The sequence below is a fragment of the Brumicola blandensis genome, from assembly GCF_031846165.1.
GTDB classification, from domain to species: Bacteria; Pseudomonadota; Gammaproteobacteria; order Enterobacterales; family Alteromonadaceae; genus Glaciecola; species Glaciecola blandensis.
On the sequence record NZ_JAVRIE010000008.1, the window covers coordinates 46,924 to 68,862 of the forward strand.

Below are 21,939 nucleotides of genomic sequence, written 5' to 3' on the forward strand. Positions count from 1 at the left end.
GGTTCCTTAGCCATTCATCCAGGCTTTCATTCTTTCGTTTTTGTTTACCCATAACTCATTGAGCCAGACTTGAAAGCGTTCTCTGAAGGGCGCACTTTCAAAGTAGTCTCCGATAATCTCGTCGGTGACAGGTAGTACTTTTACATCTATTACAATATGTGTCATCTCGCCGCTCAGCATATCTCGCATTGGGTGGCCTGAATTGTCGGGGTAGGCGAGCGTAATATCGAGTAAGTTACTGAATTGCTCTCCCATCGCCGCGAGCGTGAAGGCAATGCCGCCTGCTTTTGGCCGCAATAAATGAGAAAATGGACTTTGGCGAAGTTTAGCCTTATCTGGCGTGAAGCGTGTTCCTTCAACAAAATTAATAACCGAAGTAGGGCTATCTACAAACTTTGCGCAGGATTTACGTGTCGTTTCAATATCCTTGCCCTTCAGATGCGGATTTTTAGCGACGAAGTCTTGTGTATATCGACGCATAAATGGCATGTCTAAGGCCCAGGCTGCAATGCCCACAAATGGCAACCAGATCAATTCTTTCTTCAAGAAAAACTTTGGTGGTGAAGTATGAGAAGCACAGAAACGAATGAGTAAAATGATATCTAAGTAGCTGATATGGTTAGCAATAATCAAATACCACTTTTCTTTGCTCAAAGTCTCATCGACTTTAATTTCCACGTGAATATTATTAAAAAACTTGATCATGCCGACGCTAATTACACTGAAAGTGCAGTAGAACCAATGCATAATGGCAAGTAGCAGTTTGCCAACAGGCTTAATTGGGATCAGAAAACGGATAATACCAAAGCAAACGATAAGCATTCCCCAGAGGCCGAGGTTGGTCATCTGCAAAACAAAGTGGATCGGGAAAATAATATAGGACTTCAGTGATTTCATGATTTTTGTTGCTCCATCAACTCTAACTCTTTGTTTTTTTCAGCCCACATATTATTTAGCCAATCTTGAAATTGCTCTTTTTGAGAGGGGTCATCAAAGTATTTGTCCGAAAATACCCCTTGGGTGAACAGGTCATCGATCAGGACGGTTTTAATATTGACATTGATTGTCTTTACTTTGCCACTGACAAAATCCCAATATGACGGAATTCCATGAGGATAGTGGATGGTAACGTCAACTAGCTTTGTTAAGCGTTTGCCCATAGCACTTAAAACGAACGCGATACCGCCGGCTTTCGGTGGTAGTAGTTTTGTGTGTACTTGACCCGATGACTCCCATTTTTTGTGAGTAAATCGCGTCCCTTCTATAAAGTTCATCACGCTCACAGGTTTGTGCTCAAACTTTTCGCACGCTTTTTTGGTGGTTTCCAAGTCTTTACCCTTCAAGTGCGGGTTTTTGGCAAGGAACGCTCGGCTATAGCGACGCATGAAAGGGAAGTCGAGAGCCCACCAGGCTACCCCTAAAAATGGCACCCAAATGAGTTCTTTTTTCAGAAAGAACTTTAGGAAGGGAATATTACCGTTAAAGACGCGCTGCAAGACTAAAATATCAACCCAAGATTGATGATTTGAGATAACCAAATACCATTCTTTGTTGCTTAAGCCTTTTAATCCCGACACATTAAACTTGCAGCGTGAAAATACTTTCTGATTAAGACCATTAATAAAAATCCATGCGCTTGCGCAACCGTCAAGGGGAAAAGAAACAAGCTTTTGCCAAAATTTTATTGGGATGACTTTTAATAAAGAGAGGAGAACAATAGGAATGACCCAAAAAACGGTATTGATAAAATACCCAAGCACAGAAAGGCAACCATTCATTATATGTAAAAAAGACTTCATATATCCGTATCGTGTTCGTTAATATTTAAACTTCGTAACCTATAATTATAACTGAACTACAGAAGCATTCCTAAATATAATCGTGCCTGTGTGACACTCTATTAGATTCAGCTTATTCAGGGTCGATGGTAACAATCGATAATTGGTTTTTGCCATTCCGTTTGCATTTGTATAATTCTTCGTCGGCGATGTTGATCACCTCATGCAGACCAAGTTGGCTGCTGCCTAGTAAGCTGCACAAACCAATGCTAATTGTAAAACTAATAGGGCTTTGCATTTCCACAGGGTGGACTAATAAGTCTTGAGTTTGAACACGGATGTTGTGCATGAGTTGATGATGCGCTCTAACATCTTTACCGGCCATTAGAATAACAAACTCTTCACCACCATACCTGCCGATAATATCGGTTTCACGTTTGCAGTTTGACTGCATTAATTCTGCGAAGGCTTTTAAGCATTCATCGCCTACAGGATGGCCGTAGCTATCATTAATCAATTTGAAGTCATCAATGTCAATCAATGCCAAACTTATGGGTTGGTGGAGACGCTGGCTAGTTTTGATTGCGTTATTCGCTATTTCATCGAAACCGCTGCGATTAAGCAGTGACGTCAATCCGTCCTCTCTCGCTTGCGCTGCCAATTGCAGATTCATTTGTTCAAGTTGAGTGGTCTTCTCATTTACCTGCTGCTGTAGCTGGTCTTCGAAGTCTCGCAATAGGTGGTGTGACTTTCTTAACTTAGCAGCTACTTCATTTATTTCCCTACTTGAAGTTGCATCTTGCTCAACTTCGAAGTTGCTAATATAGGATTCTGAACTGTTCTCCAGTAAAGCGACCAACGGTGAGGTTATTCGCTTCGATAACTTGTGAGCGATAAGTAAAAAGATCAGGATAATACCCACAACGACCAACCAGAGTACAATAATGTGTTGGCTATATAATCGGACCAATTCTTCAGGCTGCTTGATTATGTATACGTTCCAGTTATGGCTATTTTTAACGACGTGATAGGGGTAACTTTTGTTTTTTATTGCGAGCATTGGAAACTCGGGCACAAACACGCTTTTACCTGACGTTAATTCAAACTTTTCTAAGGGCTTGAGTTTTAGCGGTGCAGAAGCATAAACGATATAATTCGATTCATCTGTAATGATAACGCTTTCTGTTTGTAGGCTATCGACCATGTTTTGGTGAAGTGTTCTGACATTACTTAAGTTCATCGCGCCAAGAAGAGCGCCCGCAAACTCACCATTTTCGATAATCGGACTAGACATTGCAATCATCGGCGCAGATATCACTCCTCGGCTCATCATTGCTTGAGACACATAGGGAGTCATGTTTTGCTTCGCGTGTGCAAAATAGCGGCGGTCATTTACGTATCTCAGGCTTGGTGGGAGTTTACTGAGTTCTTCGTTGTACCGGGTGGGAGCAAAGAACTCTGTGTAACCGTCGGCGCGAATAACTGTAATATTGAAAAAATCAGAAAATTGTTCCTGTGATTTAACCAACAACTTTTGCTCAAATATTTTGTCATCACTCAACGACAAAGTATTTGCCAGTTGTTGAATAACAGTAAAATGCTGATTGATAAAATTATCAGTTGCTAAACTCAAACTGTTTGCTTGCGCTCTGAGTATTTTCACAACTTGCTTTTGGTTGCGTTCGCTTGCCGAACTTGCCATTAATAATGATACGGTCACCACAGGCAAAATCAGGGTTAGCGCACTTAGGGCGAAGATATTAGATGATAATTTTTGGTTAACCCTGCTGGCTTTTTCGTTCAGCCATCTAGTTGGCGTGAGTAGATATAGCATCGCTGCCAATGACGCATTAAATAGACCATTTAGTCCAGCTGAAGCGGCATAAATATATTCATATCCCTGAGAAATCATTACCTCTGAATAGAAGTGAACACTCACTAATAGTAATGGGCTTCCGACAAATATCCAGAAACATAATGACGCCATAATGATAAAAAGTCGTTTCTTAATGCAAATAGCTATAAATACAAATTCAAGCACCGTGGTGGCAATAAGAAACCAATCTTGAGCAAGCAGAAACATGGAAGTGACGCAGAAAGCAAATACAATAATAGCAGGGCTTAGGCCGAAGCTGATCAATGTAAAGAGCGCGATACCTAAGCCCCAAGACAATGTTTCAGACCCATAAACAGGGATCGCAAATAGGATATTCGCGACGAATGCGATAACACCTAACAAACTGCCTTTTGCAAGTATATTAAGCGTGTTCTTTGTGAAAAAATCGCGCATGGATGGTGTGATTAATTTTTATTCTATTTATGCGTAAACCCTAGCGCTTATCAATTTGAAAGTCTAGAATTTGATGCATTATTGAACATAAATTGAGATCTTGTTTTTACCGGTTCGTTTACTTTTATAAAGTTGCTCGTCAGCAGACTTTACTGCGCCTTCAAAACTCATGCTGTAATTTGAATTAAGACTAGTGACACCGATACTGACTGTCATATTCACAATAATGTTATCGCTAGAAATCGCACTTTTTTGAATAGTGCGATGGATACGTTTCACTAATTCGTGATGCTCCTCAATATTGCCGCCACTGAGAAACAAAATAAACTCTTCACCGCCGTATCTTCCTAGTATATCTGTATTGCGTTTACAGAATTGATTCAGTGTTTTTGCAATAGATACGATGCATTTGTCACCAAAAGGATGACCATGTGTATCATTTATTAATTTGAAATCATCAATATCCAATAACACTAGGGTTAAGGGAATGTTATTCCTAACACAATTGCGAAAGGAGGTATGTGCTAAATCATCAAAGCCAGAACGATTGAGTAGGTTGGTTAAACCGTCTTTTTGCGCAAGGTTATACAATTGCTGGTTGAGTGACTTTAACTGCTTGGTTTTGCTCTGCACCTGTCGGGTTAATTGCTCTTGGAAATTCAACATGATTTCACGCGAGTTGATTAATTGACCTGTTACTTTGACCAACTCATCACTAATTTCTGACTCTTTTCTTATTTCATCTGTATAGCTCTGGTCATCAAAGTGTTCTGCTAAGTGCACCAATGGCAAGGTAATTCGTTTGCTCAATAAATTAGCGATAATAGAAAAAATGAACAGGGTAATAATTAAACTTAAAGCCAACACATAAAAGTTACTAGAGATGATATCGGTAACCAGTGTAGGCGACACTAGTACTGTTGTTGTCCAGCCATGTTCATTAACAGTTTGTTCAAACAAATACGGGTTATTTTGATGATTCAAGGTAGGAATGGCTTGAATTAGCGTATTGGTAGTTAGTTTGAAATCAAACTGAGAAAGGGGCGAGAGTCCCAAACTAGGTGAAGCGTAAATAATAGCATTGTTTTTATCAGTAATGATGTACTGGGGTTTTTCATCGGTATAGCCAAGTTGTTCGGTATAACTCGTCAAAGAGGATAGTAAAATAGCCCCTTGACTGATCCCATCGAAGCCTTGCTCGCCTAAAATAGGCGCTGACACCGCCAATATAGCATTGCTGCCAAAACCCGTTCCTACGATTGCGTCTGAAAGCTGAGGCGTCCCTTGTTGCTTAGCGTCCTGAAAGTACTGTCGTTTATGCAGAGTATGAGGGAATGAGTCGCTTAACATCTTTGCATATTTAAGCGGTGCAGCGTGCGTTATTCTGCCGTTGCTATCGGAGACTAACATGCTCGTGAAACCTGGATAATTTTCTATGGTTGCATTGAGCAAATTTTGTTTGTTTAAATAAGAACTTGTCCTAAACTGATCGGGTTCTGAGGTGCTTGCCAAGCCGCTTGATAAAGTGCTGACTGCCCTCAAGTGCAAATTGATGAAGGCGTCATAAGAGTACATGATTTCTGTGCTTTGACGCTTTAGCATCATGGCAATGTCATTTTCTTTTTGTGAGGTATTTTGCCAAGTGTAGACAGAACTAATGACAACGGTGGGCAGTATTACTGTGAGCATGCAAAGTGAAAAAATTATCGACGAAAACTTCGGGGGCTTACCTTTATATTTGCGATACGGACTATGTATTGGAATAAACGAATAGACTAGCGCAGCGATTGCCGCTGTAAATGTAGCGTTAATTCCTAGGGTTAAGCCCGAAATAATAAGCACTGTGCTACTGGAGCCAGTCGTAATGTAAAGTAGAAAAAGCGAGAGTGGGACGCCGATACATGCCCAGAACAATAAGTCTGATTGCAGTAAAAACTTTTCTTGTCGCAGCATAGAGTGCAGCACAAGCACTTCACTGACTAAAATAACGAAAATAAATGGATCGCTTAATGTTGTGACAAGGGCAAACGAGCTAATAATTGCAGCGATAAAGGCAGCATTTAAGCCTCGAGTGACCAAACATAAAATAACGAATATTTGACCGAAGTAGAAAGAAAAGTGACCATAAAACGGGATGTTAAGAAAACTATTGGTAAGAGCGCCGAGCACGCCAAAGTTAAGCCCAGACAACAAAACTGAACCAGAAAATAAGGATCCTGCCTTTGTTGTTGAATAAATGGCTAACTTTCTGATAGTGATATTCCTTATCTTACATGTTACACGCTGCTAATTGAAAGTGCTTTCAAAAAAAATGTAACGTTTAAGATATTAACTTTTTATGGTTTCATATCAAGTGAATCAGGCGATCTAACGGGCTTTACAGTGTTGATCGCTCAAATTATATACAGGAGTCTACCTTGCATACACATTGATCTAATCTTCACTTATATCAATACTCCTTCTACTAACGATAAAATTACGAAACACAAAGAATCTACGGAGACCAAAATGAGCACGAAAACAATAAAGTCAAAAGCGGCCGTTGCATGGGGACCAAACCAACCATTAACAATCGAAGAAGTCGATGTGGCGCTACCAAAAGCAGGTGAAGTTCTCGTGCGCATCGTCGCTAGCGGAGTGTGTCATACCGACGCTTTTACTCTATCGGGAGAGGACCCAGAAGGTATTTTCCCCGCTATTCTCGGACATGAAGGTGGCGGAATTGTAGAACAAGTAGGTGAGGGTGTAACAAGCGTCTCCGTTGGCGATCATGTGATTCCTCTATACACACCAGAATGTGGAGAGTGTAAATTCTGCTTATCAGGCAAAACTAATTTGTGCCAAAAAATTAGGGAAACACAAGGTAAAGGCGTGATGCCGGATGGAACAAGTCGTTTCTCTTTAAATGGTCAACCAATTTATCATTATATGGGCTGTTCAACGTTTTCTGAATATACGGTGTTACCTGAAATCTCTCTTGCAAAAGTAAACAAAGAAGCTGCATTGGACGAAGTGTGTCTATTTGGTTGCGGGGTAACCACGGGTATTGGCGCTGTAATGAATACAGCGAAGGTAAAAGAAGGCGATACGGTCGCTATCTTTGGCCTCGGTGGCATAGGGCTGTCAGCTATCATTGGCGCAGTAATGGCAAAAGCGAGCCGTATTTTTGTGATTGATATCAATGAAAGTAAGTTTGAATTAGCGAAAAAACTGGGAGCTACCGATTGCATCAATCCAAAACTGGTAGACAAACCAATTCAGGAACATATTGTTGAGTTGAGTGATGGCGGCGTAGACTTTTCTTTTGAGTGTATTGGTAATGTCGATGTTATGCGTAGCGCGTTAGAATGCTGTCACAAGGGTTGGGGTGAGTCAGTTATTATTGGTGTTGCTGGAGCAGGCCAAGAAATCAGTACCAGACCCTTCCAACTTGTGACTGGGCGCGTGTGGCGAGGTACCGCTTTCGGTGGTGTTAAAGGTCGTTCTGAATTGCCAGACTACGTTGAAAAGTATCTCGCTGGCGAAATCATATTGGACGACTTTATTACTCACAATATGAAAATTGAAGATATTAATGAAGCATTCGATCTGATGCATGAGGGAAAAAGCATTCGCTCTGTCGTGCACTTTCAACAGAGTCCGAAGGTGTAACCATGAAAAAAATATCCTCAAACAAAGTGTTTGGCGGTGAACATGCGCAATATACACATTGGTCCGAAGCGAATAATTGTGAAATGACTTTTGCCGTTTTTTTACCGCCACAAATGGATGATTTATCCGAGTTAAAAAAAGTACCGAGTCTATATTGGTTGTCAGGCTTAACCTGTACTGATCAGAATTTCATGCAGAAAGCAGGGGCATTTAAGCGCGCGGCCGAACTTGGTATAGCGATTATTGCACCCGACACCAGTCCACGTGGTGAAAATGTGCCTGATGATGAAAACCAAGCTTATGATCTTGGGCTGGGTGCCGGGTTTTATTTGAATGCCAGCGAAGCGCCATGGCGTGAACACTACAATATGTATGATTACATTGTGAAAGACTTGATTTCAGATGTAGATGAGCATTTAAATCTGAGCACTTCGCGCGCCATATCTGGTCATTCTATGGGCGGTCATGGGGCGCTTACAATTGGTCTCAAACACCCTGAATTGTTCGGTTCTATCTCAGCTTTTAGTCCAATTTGTAATCCGACAAACAGTCCTTGGGGAAAGAAAGCCTTTAGTGCTTACTTAGGTGAACAGCAAGATACATGGTTACAATATGACGCTTGTCATTTATTGGAGCACGCAACAGAACCACAAGCGATTTTGATAGAGCAGGGAAGTGCAGATGACTTCTTAGATGAGCAATTGCGACCTGAGAGTTTAATGCAAGTGGCGCAAAAGTCAGGTCATTCTGTGCAATTGCATCTAAGAGAAGGGTACGATCACAGCTATTTCTTCATATCTAGCTTCATAGAGCAACATTTAGAGTTCCACGCCAAATACCTTTAAAATAGTCAACAGCGTATTATGGCCAATATCACATGTATATTGGCCATACCTAAAATACGTAATTAGGTCTGTCGAGATGGGGTAGTATTTGTGTACGGTTTTTGAACATTCAAAGCGACACAAGTATGAAACTAACTCTTTGCGCATTTGCTATCTTTTTAACAGCATCACTTTGCTGTGAGAAAGTGCATGCATTGGCTGAGAGTGGCTTTGAATCTATCACTTCAACGACTAGCAATACAAATCAGAGTAGCAAAACCAATGACGTGCGCTACCTTCCTGGTTCGAGTAACATAGGTTCAGAAGCTGTTTTTGTGCAATGGGATTCTATGCGAGTTTTCGGTGGTACCTTTGGCACACGAGCGACAAGTGAATTACCCGATAGTTATTTAGCGCTCGAATCCATCCTGTCTGACACCTCCGATAAGCTGCAAGATGTCAGGTATTATGGGTTCTACACAGGGCTTCAGTATGACCTTCAAGAAGACTTATCAATTACGGGTCAATGGTCAAGATTTCAAACCGCACAATACGACAAACATTTCGCCAGCAATGTGTTAACAGTGGTAGATTTGAGTTTGTTGGAAGAAGCGCGTTCACAAACTGCCAGAACGCTTGGCTTGAACTGGACAATGTCAGATGCTTGGCGGGCTCAAGCAAAGGTACAAACAGTGGCAGGCTCCGTTTGGTTACCTAACGTCACTATTCCACGCTTCGTTACACAAGACTCAGAAAACTGGACGCTTGCAGCAATCGAAGTCATTTATACTTTTTAATTTAGCATAGGGTGTTGAGCATGAATCCATTAACGGGATTAAGACTCGCGTTTTTAGGTTGCGCCTTTTTCGCGGCAGATTCGTCGGCGGGTATCATTAGTTTTGGCGAGTTTGATGAAAACTTAAGTATACAATCTGAAAGCTTCGAAAGAACAAATACCCCTATAAATGGTGAACTTGCTACGCAGCAATTCTCAGATAATGGTTTAAATTTCCGATATAACAGCGGGTTTCCTGTATCCCTTTTCAACAATGCTTATTGCTTGCCGTCAGAGGGTTCGGTTTCCGGAGAGTCTTATATTGGTATCGGCGTTTCGACAACGTGCAGAACAAGCCGCAGTGTTAGTTCCGCTTCTGTCCTTTTCGACTACCAAATCTCGGCATTTAGCTTTGATTACAGTGTTGTCGTAGATTCACCTTTTCGGTTTGAATTGTTCGCCGATGGGAATTTAGTGCGTGATGTTGCGCTTACATTGTTAAGCGATAGACAAGCCGAGTATGAAGTCTTCTCTAATATCAGTTTTGACGAAGTACGATTTATTGAGGGAACCGGTTACGAATCACTTTGGGTTGATAACTTTCGGTGGCAGGGCGTGCCAGTAAGCGCACCGGCAATGGGAGGTTTATTCCTTCTTTCTATGGGTATCTTTCTATTCAGAAGAAAGCGACCGTAACTCACGCTGCGGGCTTGAATCCCCAATGCGGGTTAAGGCTGGTCCGGTTATTTTGGACCAGCTACATAGATAACCTTCGTTTACTTTGTTCTTGCTTCTTTCATTTCTTTACTCATTTCTTCAGTCAGGGCATTAATTTTGGGCATTACGTTTGTCATCATTCTTTGACTAGCTTGCATCGACTCTTGAGTGACTATCGGCATTTTTTCTAACATTGACTGACCAGTTGGAGATTGATAAAACGCCAGCATATCCTTCAGTTCTTTATCAGAGAAGTTTTGCTTGTAGATTTGTGCCAGGTCTTGCCTCATGCTATCGGCAGCCAATTCTTTTTTCATCAAAGTTAAGATTTTTAATTGATATTTATCGTATACCTCTTGTTCTTCAGAAGTCAGAATAGGTCCACCAGAAATGTTATTGACCATGCTTTGCATTTGTTCAAAAACAACATCGATAGTTTCGTCAACTGCCATGATATCGAATAATTGTTCAAGCGTTTCGTCTGTAGTTTGTGCTTGGCTGTTTCCAACAAGTACTGTGACCAAACTTAAAGCGATTAGAATCCTTTTCATATTTTATTTCCTTAATTTATTCGCTCAGTGACTGTACGCCGCTACTTTGTTTTCGTCAACTACCGACTTCAATTCTGCCACTACTGTTAATTCATAGTAACAACTGAAAAAACTGTAGAAATCATCACCTAATCGGCGGTAAGGTATTGATATTGTGATTTGGAAGATACCCAAAATGGATAAGTTCAGTCGTTACTGTGCAGCCTCCATCATAAGTTGTTATGCACTTGGAGGAGGAATGGAACTAAATCAAGTAACTTTGCCTGTAAATAACATGGAAGACTCAGTGAGATTTTATCTCCTTTTAGGGTTCACTCAGATAGTAGATACCCCCCATTATGCACGTTTTGTTTGTCCAGATGGAGGTTCAACATTTTCCTTATCGCTAGAACAAGATGAGTTCGAAAATCACACAGTCATTTATTTCGAGCACAAAGCACTCGATGAACTATTTGAAGACTTGTCCAAGAAAGGTATTTTGTTTGAACAAGCGCCAACAGAGCAACGTTATCTTTGGAAAGAAGCTATTGTGAGAGATCCTTCGGGGAATAAAATTAAGTTTTACTGGGCCGGTGAAAACCGTATCAATCCACCGTGGAAAGTTGAAAAACGTGCATAAAAAATTTGAAGTGGGCAAAAATAAAGCGCAATTTTGTAGCGGTAATGAATGTCATGCAATAAAAGGAATTTGGGGTTGATGTCACGAATAATACTAATATTCACCTTAATCTTCTGTTCTTCAGCGATCGCTGAGGAATGTAAAGTTACATACTTAGAAGAATTAGAATACACAGATATAGAATGTCAGTTCTATATGGGCACTGCAGCATATAGAAATAAAGTATATTCGGTTGCTGCAGCTCATTGGAATTACGTTATTAATTCGCCTTTAAAACATGAAGGTGAAGAAGAGCTTAAAGTTATGGCTTTAAGCACTATGACTTTTCTAAGCTATCATGGCTTAGGTATAACACAAGATAGGAACAAAGCGGTAAAAAGCTGGATTGATGCCGCAAGTAAAGGGGATCTTGAAGCAAGACGGCACTTAGGCTTTGCTTACTCAGATGAAAAGTTTAAGAACAACGATCTTATAAAAGCACTAGGTTGGTATGAATCTATATTTCTATTATGTCCTAACAAAGATGATGTCGACGAGTCTGACTTAGGTGTGTATCAAGATGCAATTGATGGGGCTGGAGAATTAAAGAATCGTTTGTCTTCTGAACAACAAGAAGCTGCGATACGTTTTGCCAGGTCAACTTTATAAGGCCTCTGAGTAAGGCGCTATCTGCCTTTGGTATTGAGTTAAAATTAAGTTAGAAAAACATGGTGGTATAAAGGAAATTGGTATGAAAACGTTTTTCGTTATTTTCTTGTTGGTTCATTCCATGGATGCTTTTTCGCAGCATTTGTTTTCGAGTCAGCATAGCATTTCAAGTGGCAATGCAGAAATGAACTCATTTGAAGTCAATTGTGAGGACGACTGTTACTTCACCATGTTTTTAGAAGTTTCTAAATTAGACTTTGAAAGCCCTGCAGAATCTGGAGCAATGTTTCGTGTGTGGGATGAGACACGGAAAAAGTATGTTTTATTTGGTATTAAGGCCAACAAGCAAACTATGACTCCGCAGTTAACAATTATCACATCTAATGGCGAGCCAGAAAAGGTACTAGGTTCTTCTGAATTAGGAGCATTTGAGGGATTCCAATTTAAATGGAAGGACGGTAAGTTTCGGCTAAACATCTTACGTCGCGTAAAAATGGACGGGTACTCTCAAATAAAAGAAAGCCCCCTATTTTTTGAAGGTAAGTTAGCTTTTCACCCTCGAGCGGTTGAATATCTGTTTTTAGGTGCTGATGTAACGCAATATATAGATGCTTCATCACAAAATATAAACCCAGAATGGACTCGAATGGTAAATGGCAGCTAACAAAAAAGTAAAACACATTTTTTGAAAGAGCGCCCCAAAACGGGTTTTGAAAGTGTTATGAATCAATTTTAAAGGAGTGGCTATGAGCGAAATGGAAATCAAAGCAATAATCAACAGGTATCGTAATAGGGCGATTGGACTATTGTCTATCTTCAGTGTCACTGGGATTATTTTTGATTATTTACTAAAGGTATCAATCATAAATAGTCGTTTCGAATTAGATTTATCACCTCCAGAATTTGGTTCAGATTCTGCGGTAATACTGGTGATTTTAGGACTGTATGTCGTGTTGTTTTTGTGTTTCGATGCGTATCAAAAAATATTATTGACGCTATTCGCAGTCAAATAGTTATTCATGAGAGCACGCAGAATTCATAGCCAAAGCGTCAAGCGGAAATACTTGCGCAATTGACAAAACCATTAGCCGGATTTGCGGGAAGTGTTGGACTCTTAAAAAACTGAGGAAAACGAAACAATGAAAATTAATAAGAAAACCTATCGAAGCGGCCCATTTAAGGATTTTATTGCGCAGGGCACTCAAGTCGGCAATATTCTATACATGGCAGGACAGGTTGGTATAGATAATAGTGGAGCTGTTCCGCAAAGTATTGTTGAACAAACTGCTATTGCTTATTTAAATATGAAGGATGTGTTATCGCAGTTCGGCGCAGATATGGGCAATATTGTTGATGAAACGTTTTTTGTTACTAATATGGACGAGTTGATGGAAAACGTTGAAGCGGTTTATGGTGAAAGGGAATCTGCATATGGATGCATGCCCGAAGTAAGCCAAACAGTTGTTCAGGTCTCTGGGCTTGTTCAGCCTGAACTAAAAATCGAAATAAAATGCATTGCACACCTGTAGAAACGGTAGCTAAAAGGCAATTCAATACTCGCCCGTTAATTGGGGTTTTCGCCAAACCGAAAGGCTGACCATTGTTCGTTTTTTTAAGAAAAAGAAAGTAGCGCCTCACGTTATTGTGGCAACCAGACAAGCTCTCTATTAAACATGATTGATACTATGCAATATCTACGCTTTCTCCTTTCTTCTAACTACAGTGCGATGGTATAATCTGCATTGGTTTATTAAACCTAAACTGCTTTGCAAAACAGAAAGACGTGTATCAATCCTGATATGAGTCAAAGGCTTGCAACGCAAATCGCTTTACTTCTAACAAAATTAAGAGTTCATTGCTTTGTCCACGCCTACTGTAGATCACCGTTTTTCCGTTGCCCCCATGCTTGATTGGACAGACAGACACTGTCGCTTCTTCTTACGTCAACTTTCAAAGCACACCGTTCTTTACACCGAGATGGTGACAACCGGCGCAATTATTTACGGAAAAGGTGACTATCTTAGTTACAACGATGAAGAGCACCCTGTTGTTCTGCAACTCGGTGGAAGTGAGCCTGATGCCATGGCGCACTGCGCAGAGATAGCACAAGCCCGCGGTTATGACCAAGTAAACATTAATGTGGGCTGCCCCTCCGACCGAGTTAAGAACGGTAGTTTTGGCGCTTGTTTAATGGCGATGCCAGAAACCGTGGCACAATGTGTTGAAGCAATGAGAGCAAAGGTCGACATTCCCGTCACAGTAAAATGCCGTATTGGCATTGACGACATGGATGACTACGAAGGCTTAAGTCGATTCGTATCTTTGGTTGCCGCTGCTGGGTGCAATGACTTTACGGTTCACGCCAGGAAAGCTTGGTTAAAGGGCTTAAGTCCGAAAGAGAATCGCGACATACCACCACTTAATTATCAACGTGTATATGACCTAAAGAATGAATTTACAGATCTCAACATTGCAATAAACGGCGGAATTACCACAATCGAAGAGGCGAAAGCACACCTCGAACATGTAGATGGCGTAATGATGGGAAGGGAAGTCTATTCCAACCCTTTTATTCTCTCAAGTATTGATAATGAGATTTATGGCGACACCACCAATCCCATTACAAGAGAACAAGTCGTCGTAGCGATGAATGACTATATTCAACACCAACTAGAGAATGGTTCACGCGTATGGCACATAGCTCGTCACGTGCTAGGGCTTTTCCAATCTCAAACTGGCGGTAGAATTTGGCGTCGTTACCTCAGTCAAAACGGCACCAAACGTGACGTCTCTAAAACGCTTCTATTAGATGCATATGAACAGGTTCTTGATGCTCAAGAGAAAGCAAAATCATTTTTAGATAGCAAACCGAGTGTCTAAAAAATACACGGACTAAATTTTAGTTAAAACCACTAAGTTAAGTGGTTTTTTTCGCCACACCTCATATTCAATCTTCTTTCCTCTACGCTTATATTAATTAAATTATTTTTTAAGTGACTGAAATTAATAGATAAAATATTTCTTTAAAAAACTGGCACAACTCTCGCTATAGCTCAAGTGTACTCGCCGATAAGGCAACTAATTTTAGGTTTTGCAACAGTAGTCGAAACCAACACTTTTAAAACATTTGAGGAAAATATTATGTCTATTAAGCTTACAGTTTTGTCTACTTTGTTCGTATCATCAATCGCATTTACTGGTGCTGCACAAGCACAACTATCTCCGGTTGAACTTCTTTTAAATGACGTGATGAAAACAGCAATGCAAAGCGTTACTGCTGAAATCAACGAAGAAGTTAATAAGTCAATTTTGGTAGCAAGCTCTAACTTTCAGTTTGCAAAAATCCAAGACCCAACGCTACCAGCAACAACAGTAACCATTACTGATATTGCAAAAGTCGATAAAGACAGTGACGTAAACCTTGTGGAAAAAAGCGACGACTAATCTCTTGATTAGTCGCTCGACGACATTCAGACAAGGAGAGGGTTATGTTAGGTCATATCAGTTTAATCAGTCTTTTGGCCACCCCGATTGTGTTGTATCTCGGGAGTGCATCATTAGTAATGTGTTTAGAGTATTTCAAAATCTTAGACACAAAATAGTTTACGCAGCAAAGTAGGGGAAACAGAATGAAAACAGTAATTAACGACAGACGTTTATTTAGAGATCCAAGCAGAGCAATTATTTCTGGTGTTTGTGCAGGTCTAGCTAAATATTTTGATGTAAACCCTTTATGGGTGCGTGTCGCAGCAGTCGCTAGTATGGCAATGTTACCCTTTGCAACCGCGCTCGCTTATGTCCTTGCAATTTTATTGCTCAGATATAAGTAGTTGCCCAAAAGACAGAGGGGCAACTATAATAGAAGTGAGAGAAGAGAAATGCGTTTGATAGACGACATTTTTTTTCCGTTTTAATAATAGCTTAGCAATGCAAAGGATGATCATGGCACAGTTTTTTACTACGAAGACAATTACTGCAGGTTTAGGCTTAATTATACTATTATTTGCATTATTAGGTTTTTGGTGGAGTTTTGCCCCAAACACCTTCGATGTTAGACAGAATGCCAAAGACATGGCATCTGCAAATGGGCATGAAGTTGTGACCGGTTATACGACAACTGCGACATTAATAAGAGTCACAGAAGAAATGTTGTACAAAAATGGTGGCTACTTAACTAATGATGTTACTCCTCCCGGTATTTTCATGGACAACATTCCATCATGGGAATTTGGCGTGCTCGAAATGAGCCGTGACCTCGCTTTATCAATGCGCAAGGACTTCAGCCGCTCTCAATCACAAAGCCTTGAGAACCCTCAATTAGTAGCTGCACAGCCTTTCTTCAATAATGACAGCAACAAGTGGATATTACCGAGCTCTGAATCTCGCTATGAGAAAGCGGTAGAGCAACTATATCTGTATCAGGCCGAACTTGGCAAAGTTGGTAATTCGAATACGCAGTTCTACGCCAGAGCAGACAACTTAAGAGATTGGCTAAAACAAGTTGAAAAACGACTTGGCTCATTATCTCAAAAACTAAGCGCTAGTGTAGGGTCAGATGTCATCAACACAGAGCTAGCGGGAGATGCTGATGCCAGACAATCCACGCCTCAAAGCTCAATAATGACCAACAAAACTAGCTGGTTTATGCTAGACAATAACTTCTACGAAGCGCGTGGCGCAAGCTGGGCTCTGCTGCACTTTTTAAAAGCCGTTGAAGTCGATTTTAAAGATGTTCTTGAGAAGAAAAATGCTACCGTAAGCTTACGTCAAATCATTAGAGAATTGGAAGCGACTCAAGAAACTATCTTTACGCCCGTTATACTAAATGGAGATGGCTTTGGTATGCTAGCTAATCACTCGTTAGTAATGGCGAACTATATTTCCAGAGCGAATGCTGCTTTAATCGAACTATCAGAACTACTTAACCAAGGATAAAATATGAGAAAGTCACTTTTAGGCTGTGCAATGCTAGCTGCAGTTGCAACTGCACCCGCACAAGCCGATACGCTGTTGGGCGCCTATGTTGGAGCGCAGGGATGGAACATGGGCGTAGAAGGTGGTTTTGCAAACGAAGAATCACTCACTGAGTTTTCATACGATGATCAAACAAATAGCTCATTATATGTCGCATTGGAACACCCAGTACCACTAATTCCGAACCTAAAACTAGTCCGAACGACGATGGACACTAGTGGTTTCACTAATCTTAACAGTCAGTTCGAATTTAACGGCGAGCTATACTCAGCAAATACTGATGTAAGCACAGACTTCGAAATGAGTGCGACGGATATTATTCTGTATTACGAAATCCTAGATAATGATCTAGTTAGCGTTGATATCGGCTTAAACGGTAAATACCTAGACGGTACTATTGTGGTCAGTGAGTCAGAATCTAACCGCACTGCCACAGAAGAGTTTTCTGGCGTGATTCCGATGGCTTATGCTAAGGCTGAAGTTGGTTTACCTTTCACTGGCCTTGGTGTCTATGCTGAAGGCAGCTTCTTAGCGATTGGAGACCACTCTGTTTCAGATATTCAAGCAGCGTTAACTTACAGCTTCGTTGAGTCACTTGCTTTAGATATGACACTACAAGCTGGCTATCGCGCAGTAACAGTTGAATTGGACGATATTGATGATTTTTATGCAGATTTAGAGTTCAGCGGTGTGTTCGTTGGTCTTGAATTTGACTTTTAATTGATTCTTTCAGTCTAAAAAGTAATAAAAAATCTGATTTAATTCTTTCACGTTATGCTAAAAACTCGCTAACCTTATCCGCAATATGGTTAAGGTTAACGAGAAATGACAGTAAATAACGGCAATAATTCTTTTTCTGCCCTGAATGAACAGCAGCTTCAACTGCTGTCATCAGCGGCATCTGTGTTAAATAAAGAACAGCTTATTTGGGCTAGTGGCTACTTTGCCGGTATGGCTGGTGGCGTTGCAAGTTCTGGTGCACAACCAGGGCAAGCGGTTGCTAGCACTGCTGCGGCACAACCAAAATTAACAATTCTTTATGGCTCTCAAACCGGTAACTCGAAAAGCGTCGCTCAAACTTATAAAACCGCCGCGAGTGAGCAAGGTTTCGATGCTAATGTGATTAGCATGGCCGACTACAAGCCACGTCAATTAAAAAATGAAACTCATTTGGTCGTTATTGTAAGCACTCATGGTGAGGGCGATGCACCAGATGATGCAATCGAACTGCATGAATTCCTTGCAAGTAAGAAAGCGCCGAAAGTGCCTAATTTGAAATATGCTGTGGTTGGTTTGGGCGATACAAGCTACGAATTTTTCTGTCAAACCGGCAAGGACTTCGACACAAGATTGTGTGCCCTTGGCGCGACAGCTTTAGTTGAGCGTCTAGACTGTGATGTTGATTATGATGAGGCAATTGCAAACTGGGCAGTTGCGCTTAATAACAAGTTAAAAGACGAGTTGAAGCCTGTTGAAACAACACAAGTTGCCAATCTAACTCCAGCTGCAAATGCAGTTGCAGAGTCTTTATACAACAAGAAAAATCCTTTCGCTGCGACGTTAAGTGAAAGCTTAAAAATAACGGGTCGAAACTCAGTAAAAGATATTCGCCATATAGAAATTTCCTTGGAAGACAGCGGTATTCAGTATCGTCCCGGCGATGCCCTTGGTGTATGGTTTAGTAATGATGAAGCGCTTGCTGGCAGAATTATGACAGCAACTGATACTAAAGCAGATGACCAAGTAACCATTGCCGATGCTAATTACTCTTTGCTTGATGCCTTGGTCAATAAATTAGAGTTAACGCTAAGCTACCCTGGATTTGTAAAAGCGTATTTGGCCGCGACAAACGACAAAGAACTGGCAAGTTTGATGGAAGATAAAACAGCCTTACGTGAATTTTTATCAGTATCACAAATTGTTGATATCGTTGAGAAGTATCCTGCCAAGGTATCTGCTCAAGCCTTAGTTGATGCGATGCGTCCAATTACGCCGCGCTTGTATTCAATTGCTTCGAGTCAAGCAGAAGTAGAAGACGAAGTACATCTAACCGTTGCACACGTTGAATATGAAGCGAATGGCTTTACTCACCAAGGTGGCGCATCGGGTTTTCTTTCAACCCGTTTGGAAGAAGGTCAAAATGTGAATGTTTATGTTGAAAATAACGACAATTTCAGACTGCCAAGTGACCCAAATACGCCAGTCATCATGATAGGTCCTGGAACCGGTATTGCGCCATTTAGAGCGTTTTTGCAAGAGCGTGATGCTACAGAGGCCGAAGGGAAGAACTGGTTGTTCTTTGGCAATCCTAACTTTACTCAAGACTTTCTATATCAGACCGAATGGCAGGGCTATTTAAAATCGGGTCTGTTAAGCAAAATCAGCTTGGCGTTTTCACGTGACCAAGCCGAGAAAATATATGTGCAAGACCGTCTACGCGAGAATGGCAAAGAAGTATTTGAATGGCTGGAGCAAGGAGCTCATTTCTATATCTGTGGTGACGCGTTGCGCATGGCAAAAGATGTTGAATCTGCATTGCTAGAGCTAGTGTCGGTGCATGGCAATAAGTCTGAGACTGAAGCCAAAGAGTACGTTACCAATTTACGCAAATCTAAACGTTATCAGAAGGATGTTTACTAATGAGTGATGATAAAAAATTTACTGTTGAAGGTAAACTTGCTGACAATGAGCGTTTAAAACGCGAAAGTAACTTGCTGAGAGGCACCATAACCACAGATTTGAAAGATGATGTTACCGGTGGTTTTACTGCCGATAACTTCCAGTTAATTCGTTTCCACGGTATGTATCAGCAGGATGATAGAGACATTCGAGCTGAACGAATGAAGCAGAAACTCGAGCCTTTACATAATGTAATGCTTCGAGCACGTCTACCAGGCGGCATTATTCAGCCTGATCAATGGTTGGTGATAGATAAGTTTGCAGCTGACTACACTATGTACGGCAGTATTCGCTTAACTACGCGTCAAACTTTTCAGTTTCACGGCGTATTGAAGCCTAATATTAAACAGATGCACCAAACGCTAAATAAAGCGGGTATCGACTCTATTGCAACTGCGGGTGATGTAAACCGTAATGTGCTTTGTACGTCAAATCCAGTCGAATCTGAGTTACATCAGGAAGCCTATGAATGGGCAACGAAAATAAGTGAACATCTACTGCCAAAAACAAAAGCTTACGCTGAGATTTGGTTAGACGGCGAAAAGGTTGATTCTACGCAGGAAGATGAGCCTATTCTTGGAACTAATTATTTGCCGCGCAAGTTTAAAACAACCGTCGTTGTACCTCCGCATAATGACGTAGATGTACATGCAAATGACTTGAATTTCGTGGCGATTGCCGAGAACGGTAAGCTCATTGGCTTCAACGTTTTAGTTGGTGGCGGTTTGGCCATGACACATGGTGACAAGTCTACGTTCCCGCGTAAGGCGGATGACTTTGGCTTTATTCCTTTGGATAAAACACTCGATGTTGCGGCTGCCGTGCTAACTACTCAGCGTGATTGGGGTAACCGTGTTAATCGTAAGAATGCGAAAACAAAGTACACCCTTGAACGTGTTGGGGTAGATAACTTTAAAGCAGAAGTTGAAAAGCGTTCAGAGACAACATTTGAAGATAGCAGACCGTACGAGTTTACTACTCGCGGCGACCGCTATGGTTGGGTTGAAGGCATTGATGGTAAACATCACCTTACTTTGTTTATTGAAAACGGTCGAATCTTAGATTACCCCGGCAAAACCTTAAAAACAGGTTGTGCTGAGATTGCTAAGATACACACCGGTGATTTCAGAATGACAGCTAATCAAAATTTAATTGTCGCTGGTGTGCCAAGCGAACTAAAACAGCAGATCGAAGATCTTGCCGTGGCGCATGGTTTAATGGAAGCGAGTGTTAGTAATCAGCGTAAAGATTCTATGGCTTGTGTTTCTCTACCAACCTGCCCGCTTGCGATGGCTGAAGCAGAGCGCTACTTGCCTGAAGCGGTTAGCGAAATTGAAGCAATGCTAACCAAGCACAAGATGCAGGATGAGAGCATTATTTACCGCATTACAGGTTGCCCAAATGGCTGCGGCCGGGCAATGTTGGCTGAAGTAGGTTTAGTTGGCAAAGGTCCTGGTAAATATAATTTGCACATTGGTGGAAACCGCGAGGGAACTCGTATTCCAAGAATGTACAAAGAGAATATTACCGACACTGAAATAATGTCGCACCTAGATGATCTAATTGGTCGTTGGTCTAATGAGCGTGAAGAGAAAGAGTCTTTTGGCGATTATGTCATTAGAGCAGGGATCATTGCACCTGTTGTCGACTCGGCTAGGGATTTTTATGACTAGTCTCGCAACTAATATGAATGAAAGCCTCCGTTTGGATTTTGATATTGAGCCTGCTCAGCTTTCGGAATGGAATGTTAAGCTAGAGAACATGTCGGTAAGGCAACGAATAGAGTGGGCGTTGGCTTACTTGCCTGGCAACCATATGTTGTCATCTAGCTTTGGTGCGCAGTCTGCAGTGATGTTGCACCTGCTCAACGAAGTCGCTCCTGGGATTCCTGTGGTGCTGACCGATACTGGCTATCTATTTCCGGAAACCTATCAGTTTATCGATGAGTTGACAGCGCGGTTAAACTTGAATTTGAAAGTCTACTCAGCGCCTATCTCTCCAGCTTGGCAAGAGGCTCGTTTTGGAAAGCTTTGGGAGCAAGGTTTAGAAGGGATTGAGACTTACAACAACTTAAATAAAGTTGAGCCAATGAAACGGGCATTAGATGACCTAGCAATAGGAACTTGGTTTGCAGGTTTGCGCCGAGATCAGTCTGATTCGCGAGGAAAGCTTAAGGTATTGCAGAAGCAAGCGAAACAATTCAAGTTCCACCCGATACTTGACCAGTCGAACAAACAGTTGCACGAGTATCTAACGGCTAATAAGTTACCCTATCATCCATTGTGGGAAAAAGGTTATGTTTCGGTCGGAGACTGGCATACCACTGTTGCTTTGCAAGACGGCATGTCAGAGCAAGATACACGGTTCCATGGCTTGAAACGGGAGTGCGGGCTGCACGAGTTTGGTGATGGTGACGGCATTTAAATCAAGAAA

The 21,939-nt window shown here is 41.3% G+C and carries 22 protein-coding genes; 17 read left to right on the plus strand and 5 right to left on the minus strand.

The window, feature by feature from the left end:
- Positions 1 to 6 precede the first annotated feature (6 nt).
- The 4 genes from yihG (RM544_RS16775) to RM544_RS16790 all read right to left on the minus strand — a co-directional run bounded on the left by yihG (RM544_RS16775) (position 7) and on the right by RM544_RS16790 (position 6,258).
- Positions 7 to 897, minus strand: a complete 891-nt coding sequence (gene yihG / locus RM544_RS16775; protein WP_311362977.1) for a 1-acylglycerol-3-phosphate O-acyltransferase, YihG family — start codon at positions 895 to 897, stop codon at positions 7 to 9.
- On the minus strand, positions 894 to 1,799 hold the full coding sequence (yihG, locus tag RM544_RS16780) for a 1-acylglycerol-3-phosphate O-acyltransferase, YihG family (protein ID WP_311362978.1): 906 nt from the start codon (positions 1,797 to 1,799) through the stop codon (positions 894 to 896). The genes yihG (RM544_RS16775) and yihG (RM544_RS16780) overlap by 4 nt, the downstream gene beginning before the upstream one ends.
- Positions 1,800 to 1,911: 112 nt before the next feature.
- A complete protein-coding gene (locus tag RM544_RS16785) occupies positions 1,912 to 4,068 on the minus strand; it encodes a sensor domain-containing diguanylate cyclase (RefSeq protein ID WP_311362979.1) in 2,157 nt (718 codons plus the stop codon).
- Positions 4,069 to 4,146: 78 nt separating this feature from the next.
- Positions 4,147 to 6,258: a sensor domain-containing diguanylate cyclase gene (locus RM544_RS16790; protein ID WP_311362980.1), complete on the minus strand. Its 2,112-nt coding sequence runs from the start codon at positions 6,256 to 6,258 to the stop codon at positions 4,147 to 4,149.
- Positions 6,259 to 6,576: 318 nt separating this feature from the next.
- Here RM544_RS16790 and RM544_RS16795 point away from each other — a divergent pair, with 318 nt between their 5' ends.
- From RM544_RS16795 to RM544_RS16810, 4 genes are all read left to right on the plus strand, one after another.
- Positions 6,577 to 7,719, plus strand: a complete 1,143-nt coding sequence (locus RM544_RS16795; RefSeq protein ID WP_311362981.1) for an S-(hydroxymethyl)glutathione dehydrogenase/class III alcohol dehydrogenase — start codon at positions 6,577 to 6,579, stop codon at positions 7,717 to 7,719.
- A 2-nt stretch (positions 7,720 to 7,721) separates the two neighbouring features.
- Positions 7,722 to 8,564: an S-formylglutathione hydrolase gene (gene fghA / locus RM544_RS16800; RefSeq protein ID WP_311362982.1), complete on the plus strand. Its 843-nt coding sequence runs from the start codon at positions 7,722 to 7,724 to the stop codon at positions 8,562 to 8,564.
- A gap of 125 nt (positions 8,565 to 8,689) precedes the next feature.
- Positions 8,690 to 9,340 carry a hypothetical protein gene (locus RM544_RS16805; protein WP_311362983.1) on the plus strand — a complete coding sequence of 217 codons (651 nt, stop codon included), beginning with the start codon at positions 8,690 to 8,692 and terminating at the stop codon, positions 9,338 to 9,340.
- A gap of 20 nt (positions 9,341 to 9,360) precedes the next feature.
- The gene (locus tag RM544_RS16810) at positions 9,361 to 10,014 is read left to right on the plus strand and encodes a hypothetical protein (protein ID WP_311362984.1); all 654 of its coding nucleotides are present in this window, start codon (positions 9,361 to 9,363) and stop codon (positions 10,012 to 10,014) included.
- Between the two features lie 80 nt (positions 10,015 to 10,094).
- Here RM544_RS16810 and RM544_RS16815 read toward each other — a convergent pair whose 3' ends face one another.
- Complete coding sequence (locus tag RM544_RS16815) at positions 10,095 to 10,586, minus strand: DUF2059 domain-containing protein (RefSeq protein WP_311362985.1); 492 nt, start codon at positions 10,584 to 10,586, stop codon at positions 10,095 to 10,097.
- 238 nt (positions 10,587 to 10,824) lie between these two features.
- Here RM544_RS16815 and RM544_RS16820 point away from each other — a divergent pair, with 238 nt between their 5' ends.
- From RM544_RS16820 to RM544_RS16880, 13 genes are all read left to right on the plus strand, one after another.
- Positions 10,825 to 11,205, plus strand: coding sequence for a VOC family protein (locus RM544_RS16820; RefSeq protein WP_311362986.1), 381 nt, complete (start codon positions 10,825 to 10,827; stop codon positions 11,203 to 11,205).
- Positions 11,206 to 11,283: 78 nt separating this feature from the next.
- Complete coding sequence (locus RM544_RS16825; protein WP_311362987.1) at positions 11,284 to 11,853, plus strand: SEL1-like repeat protein; 570 nt, start codon at positions 11,284 to 11,286, stop codon at positions 11,851 to 11,853.
- Positions 11,854 to 11,935: 82 nt separating this feature from the next.
- Positions 11,936 to 12,517 carry a hypothetical protein gene (locus RM544_RS16830; RefSeq protein ID WP_311362988.1) on the plus strand — a complete coding sequence of 194 codons (582 nt, stop codon included), beginning with the start codon at positions 11,936 to 11,938 and terminating at the stop codon, positions 12,515 to 12,517.
- Positions 12,518 to 12,599: 82 nt separating this feature from the next.
- Complete coding sequence (locus RM544_RS16835; protein WP_311362989.1) at positions 12,600 to 12,866, plus strand: hypothetical protein; 267 nt, start codon at positions 12,600 to 12,602, stop codon at positions 12,864 to 12,866.
- A gap of 126 nt (positions 12,867 to 12,992) precedes the next feature.
- Positions 12,993 to 13,382, plus strand: coding sequence for a RidA family protein (locus tag RM544_RS16840; RefSeq protein WP_311362990.1), 390 nt, complete (start codon positions 12,993 to 12,995; stop codon positions 13,380 to 13,382).
- A gap of 331 nt (positions 13,383 to 13,713) precedes the next feature.
- A complete protein-coding gene (gene dusA / locus RM544_RS16845) occupies positions 13,714 to 14,733 on the plus strand; it encodes a tRNA dihydrouridine(20/20a) synthase DusA (protein ID WP_311362991.1) in 1,020 nt (339 codons plus the stop codon).
- A 261-nt stretch (positions 14,734 to 14,994) separates the two neighbouring features.
- Positions 14,995 to 15,297 (plus strand): hypothetical protein, encoded by a 303-nt coding sequence (locus RM544_RS16850; protein WP_311362992.1) that lies wholly within the window; start codon positions 14,995 to 14,997, stop codon positions 15,295 to 15,297.
- Positions 15,298 to 15,482: 185 nt separating this feature from the next.
- Complete coding sequence (locus tag RM544_RS16855) at positions 15,483 to 15,683, plus strand: PspC domain-containing protein (protein WP_311362993.1); 201 nt, start codon at positions 15,483 to 15,485, stop codon at positions 15,681 to 15,683.
- 112 nt (positions 15,684 to 15,795) lie between these two features.
- Positions 15,796 to 16,788, plus strand: coding sequence for a DUF2333 family protein (locus RM544_RS16860; protein WP_311362994.1), 993 nt, complete (start codon positions 15,796 to 15,798; stop codon positions 16,786 to 16,788).
- Between the two features lie 3 nt (positions 16,789 to 16,791).
- On the plus strand, positions 16,792 to 17,547 hold the full coding sequence (locus RM544_RS16865; RefSeq protein WP_311362995.1) for a TIGR04219 family outer membrane beta-barrel protein: 756 nt from the start codon (positions 16,792 to 16,794) through the stop codon (positions 17,545 to 17,547).
- Between the two features lie 105 nt (positions 17,548 to 17,652).
- Positions 17,653 to 19,467, plus strand: a complete 1,815-nt coding sequence (locus tag RM544_RS16870) for an assimilatory sulfite reductase (NADPH) flavoprotein subunit (protein WP_311362996.1) — start codon at positions 17,653 to 17,655, stop codon at positions 19,465 to 19,467.
- The gene (gene cysI, locus RM544_RS16875) at positions 19,467 to 21,179 is read left to right on the plus strand and encodes an assimilatory sulfite reductase (NADPH) hemoprotein subunit (RefSeq protein WP_311362997.1); all 1,713 of its coding nucleotides are present in this window, start codon (positions 19,467 to 19,469) and stop codon (positions 21,177 to 21,179) included. Before RM544_RS16870 ends, cysI begins: the two co-directional genes overlap by 1 nt.
- Positions 21,172 to 21,930: a phosphoadenylyl-sulfate reductase gene (locus tag RM544_RS16880; RefSeq protein WP_409220095.1), complete on the plus strand. Its 759-nt coding sequence runs from the start codon at positions 21,172 to 21,174 to the stop codon at positions 21,928 to 21,930. Before cysI ends, RM544_RS16880 begins: the two co-directional genes overlap by 8 nt.
- Positions 21,931 to 21,939: the final 9 nt, after the last annotated feature.